This is a genomic window from Sphingobacterium sp. SG20118 (assembly GCF_044740685.1).
Classification (GTDB): Bacteria; Bacteroidota; Bacteroidia; order Sphingobacteriales; family Sphingobacteriaceae; genus Sphingobacterium.
In genome coordinates this window covers 2,459,766-2,479,727 of sequence record NZ_CP172826.1, presented here as the reverse complement: position 1 = coordinate 2,479,727, position 19,962 = coordinate 2,459,766, and the positions used below count along the sequence as shown (strand labels likewise).

The 19,962-nt window shown below is 39.1% G+C and carries 13 protein-coding genes; 2 read left to right on the top strand and 11 right to left on the bottom strand.

The window, feature by feature from the left end; genetic code table 11:
• Positions 1-54 precede the first annotated feature (54 nt).
• Positions 55-2,925, top strand: a complete 2,871-nt coding sequence (locus tag ACFX5U_RS11570; protein WP_400263558.1) for a family 78 glycoside hydrolase catalytic domain — start codon at positions 55-57, stop codon at positions 2,923-2,925.
• Positions 2,926-3,000: 75 nt separating this feature from the next.
• Here the strand turns inward: ACFX5U_RS11570 and bglX are convergent, their stop codons facing one another.
• From bglX to ACFX5U_RS11535, 7 genes are all read right to left on the bottom strand, one after another.
• The gene (gene bglX / locus ACFX5U_RS11565) at positions 3,001-5,289 is read right to left on the bottom strand and encodes a beta-glucosidase BglX (protein WP_400263557.1); all 2,289 of its coding nucleotides are present in this window, start codon (positions 5,287-5,289) and stop codon (positions 3,001-3,003) included.
• 34 nt (positions 5,290-5,323) lie between these two features.
• Positions 5,324-6,001, bottom strand: coding sequence for a glucoamylase family protein (locus tag ACFX5U_RS11560; protein ID WP_400263585.1), 678 nt, complete (start codon positions 5,999-6,001; stop codon positions 5,324-5,326).
• Positions 6,002-6,011: 10 nt separating this feature from the next.
• The gene (locus tag ACFX5U_RS11555; RefSeq protein ID WP_400263556.1) at positions 6,012-6,671 is read right to left on the bottom strand and encodes a DUF3131 domain-containing protein; all 660 of its coding nucleotides are present in this window, start codon (positions 6,669-6,671) and stop codon (positions 6,012-6,014) included.
• Positions 6,672-6,757: 86 nt separating this feature from the next.
• Positions 6,758-8,185, bottom strand: a complete 1,428-nt coding sequence (locus ACFX5U_RS11550) for a RagB/SusD family nutrient uptake outer membrane protein (protein WP_400263555.1) — start codon at positions 8,183-8,185, stop codon at positions 6,758-6,760.
• A gap of 19 nt (positions 8,186-8,204) precedes the next feature.
• Positions 8,205-11,321, bottom strand: a complete 3,117-nt coding sequence (locus tag ACFX5U_RS11545; RefSeq protein ID WP_400263554.1) for a SusC/RagA family TonB-linked outer membrane protein — start codon at positions 11,319-11,321, stop codon at positions 8,205-8,207.
• 360 nt (positions 11,322-11,681) lie between these two features.
• Complete coding sequence (locus tag ACFX5U_RS11540; RefSeq protein ID WP_400263553.1) at positions 11,682-12,281, bottom strand: hypothetical protein; 600 nt, start codon at positions 12,279-12,281, stop codon at positions 11,682-11,684.
• Positions 12,274-14,568: a triple tyrosine motif-containing protein gene (locus ACFX5U_RS11535; protein ID WP_400263552.1), complete on the bottom strand. Its 2,295-nt coding sequence runs from the start codon at positions 14,566-14,568 to the stop codon at positions 12,274-12,276. The genes ACFX5U_RS11540 and ACFX5U_RS11535 overlap by 8 nt, the downstream gene beginning before the upstream one ends.
• A gap of 478 nt (positions 14,569-15,046) precedes the next feature.
• Between ACFX5U_RS11535 and ACFX5U_RS11530 the strand changes: the two genes are divergently transcribed.
• Complete coding sequence (locus ACFX5U_RS11530; RefSeq protein WP_400263551.1) at positions 15,047-15,418, top strand: c-type cytochrome; 372 nt, start codon at positions 15,047-15,049, stop codon at positions 15,416-15,418.
• Between the two features lie 61 nt (positions 15,419-15,479).
• Here ACFX5U_RS11530 and ACFX5U_RS11525 read toward each other — a convergent pair whose 3' ends face one another.
• From ACFX5U_RS11525 to ACFX5U_RS11510, 4 genes are read right to left on the bottom strand one after another with little or no spacing between them, the layout of a single operon-like run.
• Positions 15,480-16,754 (bottom strand): MFS transporter, encoded by a 1,275-nt coding sequence (locus tag ACFX5U_RS11525; protein ID WP_400263550.1) that lies wholly within the window; start codon positions 16,752-16,754, stop codon positions 15,480-15,482.
• 17 nt (positions 16,755-16,771) lie between these two features.
• On the bottom strand, positions 16,772-18,307 hold the full coding sequence (locus tag ACFX5U_RS11520; RefSeq protein WP_400263549.1) for an FN3 associated domain-containing protein: 1,536 nt from the start codon (positions 18,305-18,307) through the stop codon (positions 16,772-16,774).
• A gap of 1 nt (position 18,308) precedes the next feature.
• On the bottom strand, positions 18,309-18,926 hold the full coding sequence (locus ACFX5U_RS11515) for a DUF2231 domain-containing protein (protein WP_400263548.1): 618 nt from the start codon (positions 18,924-18,926) through the stop codon (positions 18,309-18,311).
• A 6-nt stretch (positions 18,927-18,932) separates the two neighbouring features.
• Entirely contained in the window at positions 18,933-19,958 is a 1,026-nt protein-coding gene (locus ACFX5U_RS11510) for a hypothetical protein (RefSeq protein WP_400263547.1), read from the bottom strand.
• Positions 19,959-19,962 lie beyond the last annotated feature (4 nt).

Below are 19,962 nucleotides of genomic sequence, written 5' to 3'. Positions count from 1 at the left end.
TCAACCGCCTTTCATTTGGCAATAGGAAATATTCAAATCAACATGTAATCGCATATGAATTCAAAATTTAGCATCAAGTTATTGTTCGTTACGAAGTGTCTGCTACTTTGTTTGGTAACTTCTGTATATGCAGAAATTACGCCCACTTACCTGCGAACTGAATATAAAGTAGATCCTTTTATTGATGAACTGAGTCCGCGTTTAAGTTGGGAACTGCAATCAAAAGAATTTAGTCAATACCAATCGGCTTATCGGATTTTAGTGGCCAGTTCTTTGGAAAATTTAAATAAAAATAAGGGTGACCTCTGGGATACGGGTGAAATAAAAGGACAGCAGATGAATCAGGTACATTATGCTGGTAAAACCTTAAGTTCTGAAAAAAAGGTATGGTGGAAAGTGAAAGTGTGGGATGCTGATGGAAAGGAGGGTGCATGGAGTACTGCAGCTACCTGGGAGATGGCTAAGCTGCAAGGAGCAGAATGGAAAGCCAAATGGATAGGTGCAGATTTAAATCATTTGGCTCAAGTTGGTGCCTATCATTTGCCGCCATCACCTTATTTAAGAAAACAAGTAAGTGTAACTAAAAAAGTGAAATCGGCGCGGTTGTATATCAGTTCGCTTGGTTTGCATAATTTTTATATCAATGGTGAAAAAGTGGGGAGTGATTATTTTGCTTCAGGTTGGACGGATTATGATAAACGTGTGTATTACAACGTCTATGATGTAACCGATAAAGTAAAGAAGGGACAGAATGCTTTCGGAGCAACACTTGCCAATGGTTGGTATGCCGGATATTTGGGTTATGCGCTACTTGTAGGCTCGCCAGAGGTAAACCGCTTCTATGGTGATTTTCCATTGCTGAAGGCACAGGTCGATGTACGCTATGAAGATGGGTCAAAAGAAGTTTTTGCTACAAATCGGAGCTGGAAGATTGATACTGGTGCCGTATTGGAAGCGGATATGCTACAAGGAGAAACGTATGATGCGCGAAAAGAGCCTGCTAATTGGAATAAAGTTGGATTTGATGATAAGCAGTGGAGCGAGGTACAGGAAGTGGCTGATAAGGATGGGCAGGCCTTACAGCTGTATCCAGGTCAACCCGTTCGGGTTGTTGAGGAATTGGCTGTAAAATCCATTAAAAAAATTGCTAAGGACAAATATATCGTAGACTTTGGTCAAAATTTTGCAGGTATTGTTCGACTTAAATTAAAAGGAAATGTGGGGGACAGTGTGGTGTTACGCTATGGTGAAATGTTGCACCCGGATGGTACTTTAATGATCGAAAATCTAAGAAAAGCAAGGGCTACGGATACGTATGTTTTTAAGGGTGAAGCAACAGAGGAGCGCTGGAGTCCCAGTTTTACTTTTCACGGTTTTCAATTTGTTGAAGTATCTGGTTTAAAACAAGACCCAGATTTAGATTTCTTGACTGGTTTGGCCTTAAGTTCTGATTTAGCACAAGTGGGGAGCTTTACATCAGACAATAGCATGCTCAATCAATTGTATAGCAATATCGTATGGACACAGCGCGCCAACTATTTGGATATTCCTACGGATTGTCCCCAAAGAGACGAACGATTGGGGTGGACGGGAGATGCACAGGTTTACATGCGTTCGGCAATCTATAATGCTGATGTCGCTTCATTCCATAAAAAATGGATACGGGATCTGAACGATGCGCAGTGGTCTAATGGCGCTTTTCCTATCTATGCACCCATGCCGGTCAATGCAGCGGGGCTGGCGGCTATTCGGGCTACAGATAGTTTTTCTCCTGGTTGGTCTGAGGCAGGTATAATCTGTACATATGAGATTTTTAAAGCGTATGATGACCGTGATATTGTGAAAGAATCGTTGCCGTATATGATGAAATTCATGTCTTTCTTGAAGCGCAGAGCTCAGGATAATGTGCTCAAGGAAGGTGCATTTGATGATGTTGATCCGAAAGGTGGATTTGGCGATTGGTTATCTATTGGTGATAAGACTAGTCCGGATTTGGTAGCGAGTATATATTATTTTTATTGCGCGAGATTAATGACGGATATGTGTGAGGCTATCGGTGAAAAGGAACTGTCCACTTCATTTGAGCAGGAGGCGTCGGTTATACGGGCAGGATTTAAAAAACATTATTTAGGGAGCGATAATAAATTGAAGACGAATAATGCGGCTTATGGTGACGGACAGGGGTATGTAGAAGGGGGAAATGGATTTTATGGACATACGCAAACAGCATATGCCAACGCAATCTATTCGGGCATATTTGAAGGTGAGGACCTCAGAATTGCTGGAAATCATTTAAGGCAGCTTGTCGCCAATAATGGTGATAAACTAACAACAGGTTTTTTAGGATTTAAACCCTTATTGCCAGCACTTTCCGCTACTGGATCGGTAGATAAAGCATATAAACTATTGTTAAGTACAGAATACCCGTCTTTGGGCTATGAGGTGGTCAACGGTGCAACCTCAATATGGGAGCGCTGGGATAGTTACACGCAGGATGAGGGCTTCGTTCATAACGCTGCCATGAACTCTTTCAGCCATTATGCTTTTGGCTCTGTGAATGAGTGGATGTTTGAGCATATGGTCGGTATCAGCGCATTGGAAAGAGGTTACAGTACGTTTGTGATTAAGCCCGAAATCCCAACGGGAGATTTGGCCATTAGGCAAGTAAAGGGAGCATATCATTCCATTGCAGGTAAAATCAGATCTGAATGGGATTATTCGGGACCGGTTAAACTCCATACGCTTGAGGTTCCGGTCAATACAACAGCCTATTTTTATGTTAAAGCTCCTGCAGATCAAATTTACATCAATGGAACATTGTTGTCCAAAAGCTACTTTGTCCAGGATATAAAAGAAGAGGAAGGTTATCTTAAGCTTCGTATAGGTTCTGGGATATATCAAATCGAAATAAAAGATATCTCTTAAGGACGCGCAGCATTTTTATATAAAAAAAGGAGCTATCTCGCAAAATATAGCTCCTTCATTAATAAATGAAAATTATTATTTCAATTCGAAGTTAGCTTCTAAAAGCTCTTGCGAGTTTTTACCAATGAATACGGTGAAGTCTCCTGGTTCAGCAACGAATTTCAAATCATTATTATAGAATTTCAAATCTTCCTCAGTAACGGTAAAGGTTACAACTTTGGATTCTCCAGCTTTTAAAAATACTTTTTGAAAGCCTTTTAATTCTTTAACGGGGCGCGTGATCGAACCAACTAAATCTTTCAGATAGAGTTGAACAACCTCTTCACCGTCATATTTTCCAATATTGCTCAATTTTACCGTTGCTGTGATAGCCTGTCCTGGTTTCATTGAAGCTTTGTCTAATGTTAAATCTGCGTAATCGAAAGTGGTATAACTCAAACCATATCCAAATGGATAAAGTGGGCTATTGATAACGTCGATATAGTTGGATCTAAACTTTTGGAAAGTTCCACCTTCAGCTAAAGGCCTACCGGTGCTTTTATGCCCATAATAGATGGGTAATTGCCCTACATTTCTAGGGAAAGTAGCCGTTAATTTACCTGAAGGATTGACGTCTCCGAATAATACTTCAGCTACTGCTGCACCTGTTTCAGAACCTCCAAACCAGGCATTTAAGATGGCAGGAACATGTTCGTCTTCCCAAGTTAATGTCATTGGTCTACCCGCAAATAAAACCAAAACAACTGGTTTTCCTGTTTTTAGCAATGCTGCTAATAGACGTTGTTGGATAGCAGGTATCCCGATTTCTGTCCGACTGGAGCTCTCTCCAGACATCTCTGAAGATTCACCTAATGCGGCAATGATAACATCTGCCTGATCAGCTGTTTGTAAAGCTTCGGTTATTATTTCAGATTCAGGTCTGTTGTCTCTGGGGATCGTACGTCCAAACATGGTGGCATGTTCTTGGTATACGGCATCTTCCAATAAGTTAGAACCTAAATGTGTGACGATCTTGACTTGATTGCCCAAAACAGATTGCATACCTTCCACAAGAGAAGGGGTATTGATCAAATCCGAACTTACAGACCATGTACCCACCATATTGGCGCGTGTATTAGCTAGTGGACCGATGACAGCAACTGTTCCCTTTTTCTGTAAAGGAAGAAGTTGATTTTCGTTTTTCAATAAAACGAAAGACTTTGTTGCTGCTTCGCGAGCGACTACAAGATTTGCAGGCGTCAACAACTCGGTTTTAGCGCGGTCCTCACTGATGTAGCGGTATGGATCTTCAAATAGACCTAATTTATACTTTGCTTCCAAGATTAAGCGACATGCACGATCGATATCAGCTTGAGATACTTTTCCTTCTTTTAATGATTTCTTTAACGTGTTTAAAAATCCTTCAGAGATCATATCCATATCGACACCTGCTTTTAATGAAAGTGCCGAAACTTGTTGTAAATCTCCTAATCCATGATCGATCAGTTCTGCAATTCCGGTATAATCCGTTACAACCATACCATTAAAACCCCATTCTTTACGAAGGACATCTGTCACTAACCATTTGTTAGCAGTTGCTGGAATACCGTTGATATCATTGAACGAAGTCATTACGGTGCCTGCTCCAGCTTCGATAGCAGCTTTATAAGGAGGGAAGTATTCATTATACATACGGTGTAAACTCATATCCGTCGTGTTGTAATCTTTTCCAGATTCTGCAGCACCATATAGTGCCCAGTGTTTCACACAAGCCATCATCGTATTGATTGCTGTCAGATCATCACCCTGATATCCTTTAACCATAGCACGTGCTATCTGTGATCCTAAATAAGGGTCTTCTCCCGAACCTTCAGAAATTCTTCCCCAGCGCGCATCTCGAGAGATGTCGACCATAGGCGAGAAGGTCCAGTTGATCCCATCTGCAGTGGCTTCTTGTGCAGCGATGCGAGCTGTCTTTTCAATTAAGGGAATATCCCACGTTGCAGAAAGCCCCAATGGAATGGGGAAGGTTGTTTTATAGCCATGGATGACGTCGAGTCCGAATAGCATCGGAATTTTAAGTCTCGTATTATTGACAGCAAGTTCTTGAGCAGCACGAATTTTTTGAGGTGTGGTCATCGAGAAGATTCCTCCAATCTGTCCAGCAGCAATTTTCGCTTCAACTCCGGTACTAGCGGTGGCACCTGTGGTTACCTCACCTGCAGTAACTAAGTTTAACTGGCCAATTTTTTCGTCAACCGTCATTTTTTTCATTAGTGCCGAAACAAACTTATCCATTTTAGGATCTTGTTTGTTAACGGGCTGTGTAAAAGCCAGAGTCGGAACCAATGCAACAGCGACGAATAGGGAAGTCCAATGTTTCATGTTCTAATAGGTATTATGTATGTGAATAAAATGCTTATTGATTTGGACTTTTAAAACCTAAGGTTTTCAGTCCTGCTTTAATTTCTGGTGCCTGCATAAACAAGTTCCAAATTAACCCTGTTCTATAATTTTCAATCATGACAACAATGGGACCTTGATCAATGGCTAAATAGCGTTGCGGATACCAGTTTGCTGTTTCTGAAAAAGCATCGTAAAACCCATATTTACCAAATAGCTCAGTTCCTTTTTTCTCATAGAAATAACGCATGGCCTTGATACTTTCTTTTGGGGTATAGGGCATAGAAGATAGTGCTGCTGTTGGAGAAACAACACCTTGATCATTGTCCGGATGATGGGCATTATAGCCATCTACAGAGTAACTCGCTGTAAAACCCCAAGAATTTTCACCGTAACCCGTATACTTAAGTGGGTTTAATTTAGCGTGTTCAATATTAATTCGAGTATGATTGACATTTAACTTCCAATAATCGGCATACTGATCCTGAAGGCCCTTTGGATTTAACCCTAAATAGGAGTAATGCGACCAAAATAACGGACCAACACCATTTTCTGGCGCATTATGTTTTAAAACAAGTGGAATTCCGAATTTCTCAGCCGAAGTAACGATAGCTCCGCTTCGTGCCCAACCTTCATGGTAAGTGGAAGCGGGGATAGGATGCGTCGGTGAACTTGCCGCTAGGACATAACTGATTAAACATTCGTCATATCCTTGGATAGCATGGTTTCATACCCCAACCATGAGTAGGACTCCAGTGCCAGTATAACACATCTTGTCCATTTCTAAAGAAATCCCAATCAATACCTTTCCATAAAGCATCTGCTTTTTTAGCAACTTGCTTTTGTTGATCGTTTCCGTTTTGATAATATTCGCGTAGACAGATTAATGCTTGGGCCATAAAAGCGGTTTCTACGATATCTGCAGCATCATCTTGATCTCCAAAAACTTTGGATTTACCGGTAGGACCATCGATCCAATGCGACCAAGCACCATGGTAGCGATCTGCCTTTGCTAGAAAATCTACAATACGGTCAAATCGTTGCGTTGCCTCATCTGCTGTTATAAAACCGCGTTCCGCAGCAACTATCGTGGCCATGATACCAAAACCAGAACCTCCAACAGTGACCACATTATAATCATTAAGGGGATATACACCGTCTATGTGAATTCTTTCTCTTGCCATTCCAGAATTAGGTTCGGCACCTTCCCAGAAATAGTTAAAAGTCTGCTTTTGGACCAAAGTCATTAAAGAATCATCCGTAATGCTTGATTTTAGCATGGTTTGAGATGATTTACATGCTGTAGCGAAAGCACCAACTAACAATAAGCCTAAGATCAGCTTGTGATTAAATTTTAATTTCATAGTAGATAAGTAATGCGAAAAAATCAAAGAACTTAGACTTAGCAGTGCTAAACCTAAGTTCTTTCATGTATTATTTAAATGCTGGATTAATACCCTGGGTTTTTCACCATATCAGGAGTTTGCGTTAATTGTTCGTAAGGTATTGGGAACAAGTAATGCTTTTCAGTAAATGTTTTTCCATCTACTTTCATGGCTTCGGGAGCTTGTTTAGTACGTACTAGATCAAACCAACGGTCATGCTCAAAAGCCAATTCCAGACGACGTTCTTTCCAAATTGCTTTGCGTAAATCAGCTTGAGTTGAAGCTGTTGTATTGGGCAATTTAACGCGGTTACGAATGGTATTGAGTGCTGATGTAGCTTCTGCTGTGTTGCCCATTTCATTGGCAGCCTCTGCTAAGATGAGGTATACTTCTCCTAAACGTAAATAGCGCACATTTTTATCACCATCACCAGCACCTGCATTTGCTGATGAGTAAGCTTTCTCGTTGTACATTGGGTTTTCAACACCTGTTCCAACTAATCGACCGTCATATAAGGTTTCGCCTCGGAAAATAATGGTTGCATCGCGACGGATGTCATCCTTCTCTGCGTTAAAAGCATTTAATAGATTTTCCGATGGTGTATTGAAACCCCATCCCCAGCCAGTTATGCCACGCGCTCCTTGAACTTCTGAATACTGATGAACGCCATGTGCAATCGCTTCGCCACGTCCCTGGAATTCAAAGATAGACTCTGTTCCATTTTCCGAACTTGCGCGCCACAGTACTTCATATTTTGATTCTAAGCCATATTGTCCAGAATTGATGACTTCTTTGGCTGAATTATAAGCCTCTGTCCAATTCTCATTATACAAATATACTTTTGACAATAGGGCTTGTGCCGCACCTTTTGTTGCGCGCCCTAAATCTTTAGGTGCATAGGCCGATTTTATTGGAAGTGCTTCGATAGCCTCTTTTAAATCTTTGATGATATAAGCATAAACCTCTGCCTTGGGTGCACGGATGATCAAATCTTGCTCTTGAATGGGAACATCTCCCCAACCGCGTACGAGATAGAAGTAGTTTAACGCACGTAAAAACTTAGCTTCACCGATAAGTCTGCTTTTATAAGCGGCATCTTCAATTTCAGTTGATTCTGTCAACTCAATAGACTGTGTCGCACGACCAATAGCTTTATACCAATGAGACCATAACGCTCCGAATGAACCGGAAGAACTCGTGTAGACAAGATTATCAATCTCTTGCTTATCGCCCCCTGGATCGGTAGGAGAAGACCCTTTATCGGCGTTATCCGAAAGCATATCGGTAATGGCAACATAAGAAAAGGCGTAATTCCAGTCGGTAAACATACCGTAGATGGCATTGACAAAAGATTCAGGAGTGTATACCTGATCTTTATCACCTTCCTCCACAATTTCTTGTGAAGGGACGTCTAAAAATGCAGAATCCTTACAGGCGGACATGCTCAATCCTGCTGTTAAAATTAAGGCGATATGTAATTTGTTAAATTTCATGATTTTTAATTTTTAAAGTTTAGAAGGAAACATTTACGCCGAAAATAAAATTGCGTGTTGTTGGGTACGCTGAAAGCTCGATTCCCGCGGTTTCCGAAGGTTTACCAGAACCAGTACCAGTAATTTCAGGAGAGAAACCGGTATATTTTGTGAAAATAAACGGATTCTGTGCTGTCAAGTACATTCTAATTTTCGATGATGAGTTATATAATTTTGGAATCGTATACCCTAATGTTAGGTTATTGATTCTAAAATATGCGCCCGACTCTAAATAGTAACTCGAAGATAACGCATCATGAGCTGCTCCTGGATGAGTGTTGGAAGTTCCTGCTCCAGTCCAACGGTTATCAAAAGTTTCTTTAGTGATGTTCTCTCCACCATCAACACGCGTTCCTTTTAGACCATTGTAAATCTTGTTGCCTGCAACGCCATAGCCTTGCGCTGTGAAATCCCATTTTTTATAGTTGACACTCAGATTTAAACCAAATGTAGAAGATGGTAAATATGACCCATGGAAGATTTTGTCATTTTCATCGATAACGCCATCTTCATTTTGATCTTTATATCTTAAGTAACCCGGTTTTGCTCCAGTTGTTGCAACTCCTCCCGCAATTTCGGCATCTGTTTGCCATACGCCAACGGCCTCATACATATACCATGCATAAATAGGTTGATCTTCTTTTAACTGCTTGGTGATTTGACCATTATTTAAACTTCCACCGATAGCTCCGTCATAGGCTGGTACCACATCTTTCAAGATGTTTTTATTGTAAGAATAGTTACCGCCGATACTATAAGATAGGTTTTCATTGATCTGATCCGTCCAGTTTAACCCAAGCTCAATTCCTTTATTAGATACTTTTCCACCATGGTCAAAATACCTTTGTGAGAATGCTGAGTTAAGTAAGGGTGTTACTTCTAGAATAACATTGGTATTGGTCTTATTATAATAATCAATATTACCACTTAATCGGTTATTCAATAAGGTGAAATCAACACCTATACCAGACTCTTCGGTTACTTCCCATCCGAGGTTTCTAGCCGGACTTCCATACGATGATCCAAAAACTAAGTCTTGACCTGGTCCGAACACATAATTATAGTTGTCTGAGCCTGGAGATGATAAGATTTGAGAAATGTTTAGCGGGACGTTTTGATTACCCAATCGACCCCAGTTTGCACGTACTTTTAAGAAGTCAATGCCTGAACCTTGCATGAAGCTCTCATTGGACACGGTCCAACCTGCTCCAAAGGATGGGAAAACACCATAGTAGTCTCCTGAAGCTTTAAATGTACTAGAGCCATCACGACGAACTGTCGCTGTTAAATAGTATTTGGAATCATAATTATACTGTGCACGTGCAAAATATGAAATCAATGCTCGTGGCGTATAATACGTTTGATTAACTTGTTTGGTGTATTGTGAAGAAGCGAAATTGATATTCCAATACTGCTCTTGATTAGGTACATCATATCCCGTCAGATCAGACATATTACCAATGCCGGATTTCTCTCTTGAATTACCTAAAGTTGCATCTAGATTATGCTTTCCAAAACTTTTTTGATAGGATAGGAAATTCTCCCATGTCCAACGGAAAGTTTGTGTTTTAGCGATATTTAAACTATTATTGGCATAAGTCAATGAGGTAGGGTTTTGCGCCTTTAATTGCTCAAATTCCGAAGCCGTATTGAGAGGGTCCGTATTTAAATAACGATCTTTGATATTATTGAAGCCTCTGTTTTGTGAAAAGTACTGTGTAACACCAAGACGAGAAGTAAATTTTAAATCGCTGGTGATTTGATAATCCGCTTGCAACCCTCCTTGAATACTCAGATTCTTGTTATATTGCTGTTGCATCATGTTTTCATAGACAGGGTTTCCTGTATCATTCAACTTTCCTCCAACTTCTCCTGCACCAAGGACATAGGTCGCTTCACCCGTGGTTTTATTATAAATAGGTCTTCCGTAGCGACCATTAGCATACTGTACAGGTACTAATGGCGATTGACGATAGGCTGCATCAAATGCACTAAGTGGCTTATTACGGTCATTAGCAAATGAGATGTTAAGTGTCTGGCTGATCTTTAATTTATTATCAAAAAATTTGTAGGTATTGTTATTACGGATTGTGTTTCGAACATATTGCGAGCCTTCCGTAATTCCTTTTTCTGTAAAGTTGTTATAACTAAAGAAATAGTCCACTACATCTGAACCTCCAGATAAGCTAACGACATTATTCGTCACCATACCAGTCTGTATCAATTCATCGTACCAATCCGTATTGTTAGCTTGATCAGTTGCTAAAAACCCAGATGTTGTACCTATGCCTTTTAAGTTTTCATTAAAATGTGTCACATACTCATTGGCATTTGCCATTTTCACACGATTTAGGATGCCTTTAGCACCCACATATCCATCATATGTAATTTGAGCACGACCTGCCTTACCTTTTTTTGTGGTGACCAATATAACACCATTTGCAGCACGCAGACCGTAGATAGAGGCCGAAGATGCATCTTTTAAGATATCAATGGATACGATATCTGCAGAATTGATATTGGTAATATTATCGACTGGAAATCCATCGACAATATATAAAGGCTCCCGACCAGCTAATGCTGTTCCGACACCACGAATAACAACTGTAGGAGCAGAGCCTGGGGCTTCGTTGGCAATGATATTGACTCCAGCAACTTTTCCCTGAACGGATTGTACAGCATTTAATGCCGGTTGTTTAACAATGTCACTTGCAGTTACGCGTGCAATTGACCCTGTTAAATCCACTTTCTTAGCGGTACCGTAACCAATAACTACAATCTCATCTAAAGCTGTGTTTTGTTCAGCTAAATTAATAAGTACATTATTTTGTTGGCCAATGATGACTTCTTTTCCGTCGTAACCAATATAACGGAATACTAATACTTGATTTGGGTCGGCTGTAATTTTAAATTCTCCATTGGCGTCTGACTGCGTTGCAACGCTCGTCCCTTTAACCGCAATGGTCACTCCTGAAAGAACAGCATTTGATGATTTATCTGTAATTTTTCCAGTAATCACTTTACCGCTTTGCGCATATACCGACACATTAATGTGACAAAATGCAGGGAGTAATAGTAATGTAAATAACTTCCTCATAGGTGAATTTTTTAGTGACTTTTAATTATTTAATTCTAATTGTTCTGAATGTTTGTTAACAGAATTTAACGTTTATGTTAAATTTCATTACAACAAAGATGTGATGTAGTATTCGGAATGTATAATTTAACACTTATACATTAATACATCAGCGCTTGCAATAACTTGTATTTGTTGAATAAAGCCAAATATGTAGTAGGTAATCAGATTGTTAAGGTAAGTGTTGCGTTACTTTATTTTACACTAAGTGTTTAATATACACTATATCGTATGAGAGGTAATGATGTAGTGTTTTAAGGTATTGAAACAGGTAAATGCCCTGATGTCGTAGTTGAGATACTCCGATATCAGGGCATTCCTTTAGTTGATATTCATTAAAAAGTCGCTTAAATTTTGTTCAGTAGGTAGGCTCAATTTTTTACGTAATCTGTACCTTCTTATTTCCACTCCGCGGGTTGTAATGTTTAATAAACTTGCGATTTCTTTACTGCTCATGTTTAATCTGAGGTAGGCACATAGTTTTAAATCGTTGGGCATTAATTCTGGAAATTGTAGCTTCAATTTTTTAAAGAAGTTTTCATGTGTTTCATTAAAGCTCTGTTCAAAAAGATGCCAATCCATATTGTCCTCGTATGCATTTTTAAGAATCTTAGCCACTTTCTGGAGCTGTTCCGCTTTTAATTTGTTACCATTCTCATCCTTCAACTGTGAGAGCTCATGATTTAGTGAGTTTAACAATTCATTTTTATGCACAATGTTCATCGTTGCATTGGTCAACTCCTTATTCTTATTGTAGAGTTCTTGCTCCAATTGTTTGTTTTTAACCTCAATCAAGTGCTGTTGTGCGCGAACTGCTTCTTGTTTTAAAAGTTCATCTTGCTTTACTAGATAGTCTTCTCGCAATTTTTGTTCATGTTTAACTAGTTTTTTCTTATACCATATGCGAATAGATTTAGTCATAAAGACTAAACCGATAAGATAGGCCAGATAGGCATACCATGTTTCTATACCAGGGCGGCAGTATTTCAATCTCAATCTTATTTTCTTTGGTAATATAACCGTTGGGAAGCTTCGCGCGGATCACAAAGCTATAATTACCTACTGCCAGATTTGTAAACTCCTTGTAGGGTAGTTTGGTCCAATCGGACCATTCATCTTGGACACCATTTAATTTATATTGATATTGAATAGCACTTTCTGTGTAATATGGAAGTGCATAAGATACTCTTATGCTGTTGTTTTTGTGTTTTATTTCTACTAATTCTTTAACACTGTTAAAATAAATACTATCAGTACCGGATAGTGTTCTTATGTTTCGAATTAGTGGAATAGGTACTTCATTAGGTTGAAAATTGTCACGATTTAAATTTAACAAAGAGAAACCATTATCAATACTGATGAGGTACTGTTTGGGATTGAGGGCGGTTATATTTTCATAGTATTTCATCATATTACCTTCTAGTGGAGCTAATTTGATGGAATCAATCTGAATCTGTCCACCTGGCTGTAAATCGACTAAAGCAATACGGGTTTGATTAATAAACCAATAACTATTGTTTCCAGCAGCGGTAATTTTATTGGCTTTGGCAAATGTTCCCAGTTTCTTATTCAAGTGGTCGTAAGGTGTGAACTTATCCGCCAGTTCATCGTATAGATATAAACCACTATCCGTTGTAAAGACATTGATATCAGCTAATTTGAAAACACCGATATTAGCAGATCTAGGCAACCCTTTCTGCTGTGCATAGGGTTTAATCTGTTTAATAGCGTCAAAATTATCTGAAAATGTAATCAGATTCAGTTCATTATAACCAGCAGCCCATACGTTGTTTTTACTTTGTGTTTCTAATAACTGTACTCCAGATTTAAAGTTTGGATATTGTGTACTAAATTGTAATGCATTGGGCATACTATGGAATAGGGATATTCCGGTATAGTTGCCTTGTAATACGGTAGGGAAATGTGGTGAGAGTTGTTTTATGACCCATCCACCTGTTTGGGGTGACAATAAAGACATTTGCGTGCCTTTTACTTGAAATGTACCTGTATTATGTCCACACACCAGAACTTCGTTGATGACCTCTAAATTCCATACTTGACCTTGAGATCCCGCAATCATCTTAAAATCTATCGGTTGATATTTCTTATGCTGGTTCCAGGGCGTATAAAATAGCCCTTGATTAGTACCCAGATACAGGAAGCCTTGATATATTTTTGCGGAATAGATGGTGCCAAGTTTGCCCGATTTATCGGAATAATAGTATAGATCAGCGTTAATAGCAATACGGTCTATGCCGTTATCCAAGCCTGTCCAGATATTCGATTGTTTGTCTATACTCAAACTCAGTACCGTATTATTCTGTAAACCAACACTTTTATTGATGTGCTGGACGAGATGCCCAGACTGATCTAAGATATAGACCCCATTTAAGATTGTGCCGTATACGTAATATTGCCCAAGTAGTTTTATACCATTGTTGATTTGTGCATTTTTAAGTTCCTCATTTATTGCATTTTCCCATGGTGCTATATTCCCATTTTTATCCATTAAGAACAATCCAGATTTAGCTGTTCCGATTAAAAATGAACTCGTATCGAAAGGGAGGATGCTGAGTATATTGGATCCTTTGATCCGGTCTTTCCCCGCAACAGGGATTAATGTGTTATTTTTTAATTCATGAAGACCACTAGGTATTTTCTCTATAAAAATTCTTTTATTCGTCTGAAATGCAAAGAGAAAGGGTTCTCCATCTCCAGTAATAGTTCTTATTTTTTTATTTTCATAAATATAGATGGTGGAGAAAGATTGAAAGATAATCCGATTATCTTGGATGATAATTTTCCATATTTCATCATTCAGATTTTTCAGTAGTTGGCTGCTTATGGAATGATATGCCAATCGTCCTTTGTCATTTTTTTCCCAGTAACCAAACTCCGACTGACCGCCTGTATAGATTTTCCCATCGGAATGTACTTGTACGACTCTAACGATTCCTTTATTGGGGTGTGGATGTAGATTCCAATAGGCACCATCGTATACTAATAGACCTTCAGAATTTGCAGCATATATCAATCCCTCTTGATCGACACTTAATCCCCAGTTTTGATTTCCAGCTTGATATGTTGATTTACTATATTGTTGAACCCAAGGGCTTGCCAGATATTGAATATCGCCAGCTAATGATTTGGTAATGAAACTAAAAAGTAATAAAAATAGAGTAAAAAAGCTCTTTAATAAAAATTTCATGCACTATATGTTGTATCATTAAAAAATATTCCAGATTTATAAATTAATACGCGGAACTATCTTTTGGTGTAATTTATATAAATTTTTAGATATAGGAAGAATCCTAGTCCTCTCATGGTCAAAATATGAATTTAGGCTTACAATCAAGCCAATAGTCAGCTGCTTCGTTATTTGATCTAGTCTTCATTAGGGCGCTCATCTTCGTATACGTCATCGGATGCAACCTGATAGGCTATAACGCGACTGTGTATGAAAGTTTTCTTGGTTCTAGTAGCGCTATTATTAGCTTTATTTGGTTGAAATAAGTTATATTCATAGAGCAGAAGTACGGATCTTGAATCGTCACTTGTTTAAAAAAAGTATAAATCAGGAAGGAGATTCCATTAAGGGCTGTGTTAAAATGAAATTGTTAAGGAATAAGTTCATACCATGTCATCATATCCGAACGTTTTGGTGGGTTTTTTGTATGCTGATCCTTATGATAGGCTGCCATTCATCCAGAGGTAATGAAGAGGCTATTGTTAATCAGGTAGATCGCATAAAGGATTACATCAAACCCATTCCGGGGAAAAATGATTCCATTCCTTTAGCAGTAATTGAAAGTGGAAAAGTGCTGATTGCCTATTCGGATTGCTCAACCTGCCATAAAGAAGATAAAAGATCATTTGGTCCGGCCTTTCGTGATATTGCTGCAAGATATCCTATAAATACGATCTATATTCAGATACTGGCTCAAAAAGTTGTATTGGGTGGGACTGGAGCATGGGGCAATGCAGTGATGTTGGCTCATCCGAAATTGACGGATACAGATGCTGAAAGAATGGTGAGCTATATTTTGTCGTTAAAGTGATGAAAAAACAAAAGCTGCATGTACTACATGCAGCTTTTGTTTCTATATAATCGCTTTTAATTTACTGTACCGTTAAAACCATGTTTTGTTTCCTTTTCTTCATATACAGATACAAGCCTCCAAATGCAAAGATGAGTATGACTGGGAGAATGAGGGTAATCTGCAGTACTTCTGGACCTGCCAGGTTTTTGGCTGCTGCATAAGCCAACCCTTCTGTGGTGCCATCAGCAGCCGAACTGTATAAGTTGATATCAGAACCTTCGGGCAAATGTTTTATGATTAACCCATCATAATAACTCCCCATAATCATGGTATAGATAGATACGGCAAACATACCCGCCCCACCAATGAGGTTTAGACCTAAGGCTCCTGACTGGGGTATGTTTTCAGCAACAAACCCAATCATGGTTGGCCAGAAATAGCAGACACCTACACCAAATATTAAGGCCGCAAAAAACACAGCGTTACCCGTCAATGTAGCGAGCATGTAAAGGCCTATAGCAGCAAAGACAGCTGAGAAAAGTAAAACACCTTGTGGTGCTAATTTTTCTACAATAGGTTTGGCAAATGCACGTCCTACAACCATAACTCCAGTCGTAATGGTTAGGAGTAAAATAGCGTTGTCAGTTACATTTTTAAGTAGCAAACTGATCCATTGACCGGTAAACAATTCGGTGATAGCGGTCATAAACATACAAATGAATAGGAACAAAAATAGGGGTGAACCTACTGCTTTGTACATGTCTGCTGTTGAATATCCCGAGGAGACACGTTCGGTAACGGGAAAATCTAATTTTGAAAATAGGTAGCCATAAATAACTGTTGGGATCATCATCATAGCCACTTGAAACTTCCAGCCGATACCGAGGTAAACAAATAAGGTGACCAACAACGTTCCAATGACAACGCCTCCGGGAAACCATAAATGAAAATAATTAAGTCGGGTAGTTTTTTCTTGAGGATATAACGCCGCTACTAATGGATTGCAGGCAGCCTCAACTGTTCCATTGGCAATACCTATGAGTAGTGTGGAGAAAAATAAGGTCCAATACCCTTGTGCAAAGATGGTCAATAAGATTCCGATGAGATGAAACAGGAAAGCCATCACGAGTAGACGTTTCATACCGATAATATCAACAATAAACCCGCCTATTACAATTGCTAGTGGGAACCCCCAAAATGCTGTTGCAGTAATGGTGCCCAATTGTGTGGCACTCAGTTGGAAATCAAGTCCGAGTTGATTCATCATACCTGCACGGATTCCAAAGGATAGTGAGGTAACTAATAGAGCAAGACAGCTTGCCCAGAATAATTTAGTGGTTTGAATTTGCTTCATAATATTAGTGTATAGTGTTAATTCAAGAGTATTTCATCCATAAATATCCATGCTGGTTGTCCTTTGCCAGTATGCCACTCAGGTAGTTTTTTGAAATTTTTACCTAAAATCTTGATACAGGAGATGGGCTGTGATGCAAATGTTGCATCCAACTTGATAAAGGCATCTGCTTCATCTTTTACGGGCATTTGATTTTTTATGACCTGAAGTAAACGCAGGTTTTTATCACTGGTACCGCCCCATATTTCAAGTTCTTCTGGAAGCAATATATGTGACGGTACTTTTTTCATGAGATGTACCGATACCGACTGGAGTGGTATTGGCTTTTTAAAGTACATGATGAAAGCCATATTGTCGTTATAGCCGATCCATTTGCCATTTTGAATATCATGGGTACCCAATTGATCATCTATGAGTGTTTTGGGACCATCCCCTTTATATTTCTCACTGGGTGCTACAATAAAAGCGATACTATCGGGTTTATACTTGCTTTGTAAAAAGTCAAATGCAAAGACATCACTTCCGTACCACCCTTTTTTATAGGCTTTTGCTTTTAATGTACCTGATTCTTTGATTTCAATACCTTGATTATATAAAGGGGATTGGAGACTATCGGGTTCTGTACCATCGGTTGTATACCTGATTTCAACCCCATTGATGGCGTGTTTGATCTGAATGGGCAAGGTGTTTTTAAAAATGGATATAGCCGTGTTTAAACGAGGTTGGTTTAATTTTATAGGATTATTACCATCGTCTTTAAAACCTACGATAATGTTGATTCCTGTACCCATTTTATGTAATTGGCCTATCTCAGCATCACTTAAGCTGGTACGCCATAAGGACAACTCCTTTAGATTGCTCATCTTTAGAAGTTGCTTCACGGAATTAAAATCTACTGCGGTACCCGATAACGACAGTGCATTTAAATATTTTAAACCTGTCAGCTGTTTTAACCCTTCACCTTTAATAGAGGTGAAGTTGAGGTTTAACTTCCTTAAATTTTCAAATGTCGCTATAGTCTTTAATTCTTCATCCTTTACAGGTAATCCATTTAAATTAAGAAAGACAATTTGCTTTTGTATAGCGGTCAATTCTTGGATCGCTTCGGGTTTGTAAATGCTTTTATTATAAATATTAACTGCTAATGCTGGAGATGCTTTATCCAAACTGCTTATGACTCGATAATCGTTATTGAGCTTTTTGACAGTCTCACTATTAGCGGATGAAAAATTGTATTTCTCTTCCATAGGTGCCTCCGGCCCTAAGAATGCTGTCGCTAATATCCTTAAGGAGTCTTGCTGAGGGAGGTCGATTACTTTTTTATCGATTTCAGCATTTCCTTTTACCCATAGGGTTAAAATTGCCATCTCTTCTGCCGTAAGGGCTGGTTTTCCTTTAGGAGGCATCCGTTTCTCATTATCAAATGGCAAATGGATGCGCTCAAGCAATAAACTAATCTCGGGATTTCCGGGGATAAACAATTTGCCATTTTTCCCGCCCTTTAACATGGATGCAGCATCGGCGAGATTTAAATTTCCTTTTGCTTTTTCCATATTATGGCAGTTTAAGCACTTGGTATTGAAAATCGGTAATATGACATCTTGAAAGAGTATAGCTTGATCCACGGTCACCTTTTCTGGAAACAGGTGTTACAGCAGCCAACACAAAATTGTCCCCATGTGTCAGCGTGGCACCGTAATGGCCGGTGACCAATAGGCAAATGACCGTTATGATAGCCGTTACCTTTGCTAATGTGGCATTGTACCATTGTTTGTCTCTAAACCAATAAAGCAGGGATGAGATGAAAACAAGGCTTACACCTGACCATTTATGCCACTGTAAGGTCGTACCACTATAGCCATCTTCTTGCGCTAACAACAGGCCCATAATTACTGTGGTGGATGCTAAGAAGATTCCTGCTAGGAAGATGCCAGATGTGAATTTTTGATATAATGCCTCATTGGTATTGGATTTTCTAAAACGGAAAACTTCTAGTAGCATCGCCAAAAGGAGCAGTACGATTGGAAAATGCAATAATAGCGGATGTAGTCTACCCAAAGGCTGTAACCAATAAGGCACAACGATGATATCTCCAAATAATAATAAAAAGACAATAAATATATTTAACGCAAATAATGCCTGTTCAGTAAAACCTTTAAGCGTAATTTTCATAAAAAATTAGACACGGGTGAATTTATAGGGATATACTTTTCCTGAAGCCCATTGTGCTACATAAAGATTCTCATCATCATCAATACAAACATCATGTGGATTCAATAAGATTTGCGCTGCTTGTGACATAGGCTGCAAAACACCATTGGTATACAGTGGGGCAGTGCCACCAATATTGGATATTACTTTATTGTCTTTATCTAGAATGGTTACGAAGCCACTTCCATCTTTACTGAGGTCTGGAGATCGTAATACGGCAGCATAGAGGTAATCGTTTTTTATTACGGGTCTACATACGCAAGCACCTGGTAAGGCAATGACCTCCATTAAATTTCCTGCCATATCAAAGCGCTTGAAACAGTTGCGCGTGCGGTCTGTAACCAATAGAGTAGGTTTGCCACCTCTCTTATCGACTGTGACACCATGTGCATTGTCCAGATGTTTCATTTCAGAGCCTTTACCTCCAAAGTAATCTAAAAGTTTGCCCGACGCATTGTAGTGTAAGACATATTGTAGGCCATAACCATCTGCAATATAGAAATCGCCATTGTCAGCGACAGCTACTTCAGTTGGAACAAATTCTTCCTTTTTATGATACAAACCTGTTTCCATTGGACAGTCTATTGTCATCAATATTTTTCCGTCTAATGTCGTCTTGAAAACCTGATGCCGATCTGTGTCGGTGATAAATAGCGATTCCTGATTACCTTCGTTTGCGAGGGTCAATCCATGGCCTCCGGGAAACTCATGCCCCCAAGAGTTGATCAGTTTACCTGATTTGTTATAGATCAAAACATTGTTTTTGGTCTCATTGGTCAATAATAGGATACGTCCTTTCTTATCCTGTACCATTTCATGACAGTCGTTTACGGGGTTTTTTAAGGGATTCAATTGTCCCCATTTTGTGTCCATGGTATAGCGCATGTTATGGTGACCATAAATAGGACCTTTGGGTTTCGCAAATAGGTCTTTCATAATGAAAAAACTAGTGGAGACCATTGCGGTATTTTTGATAAATTCTTTTCTTTTCATAGTA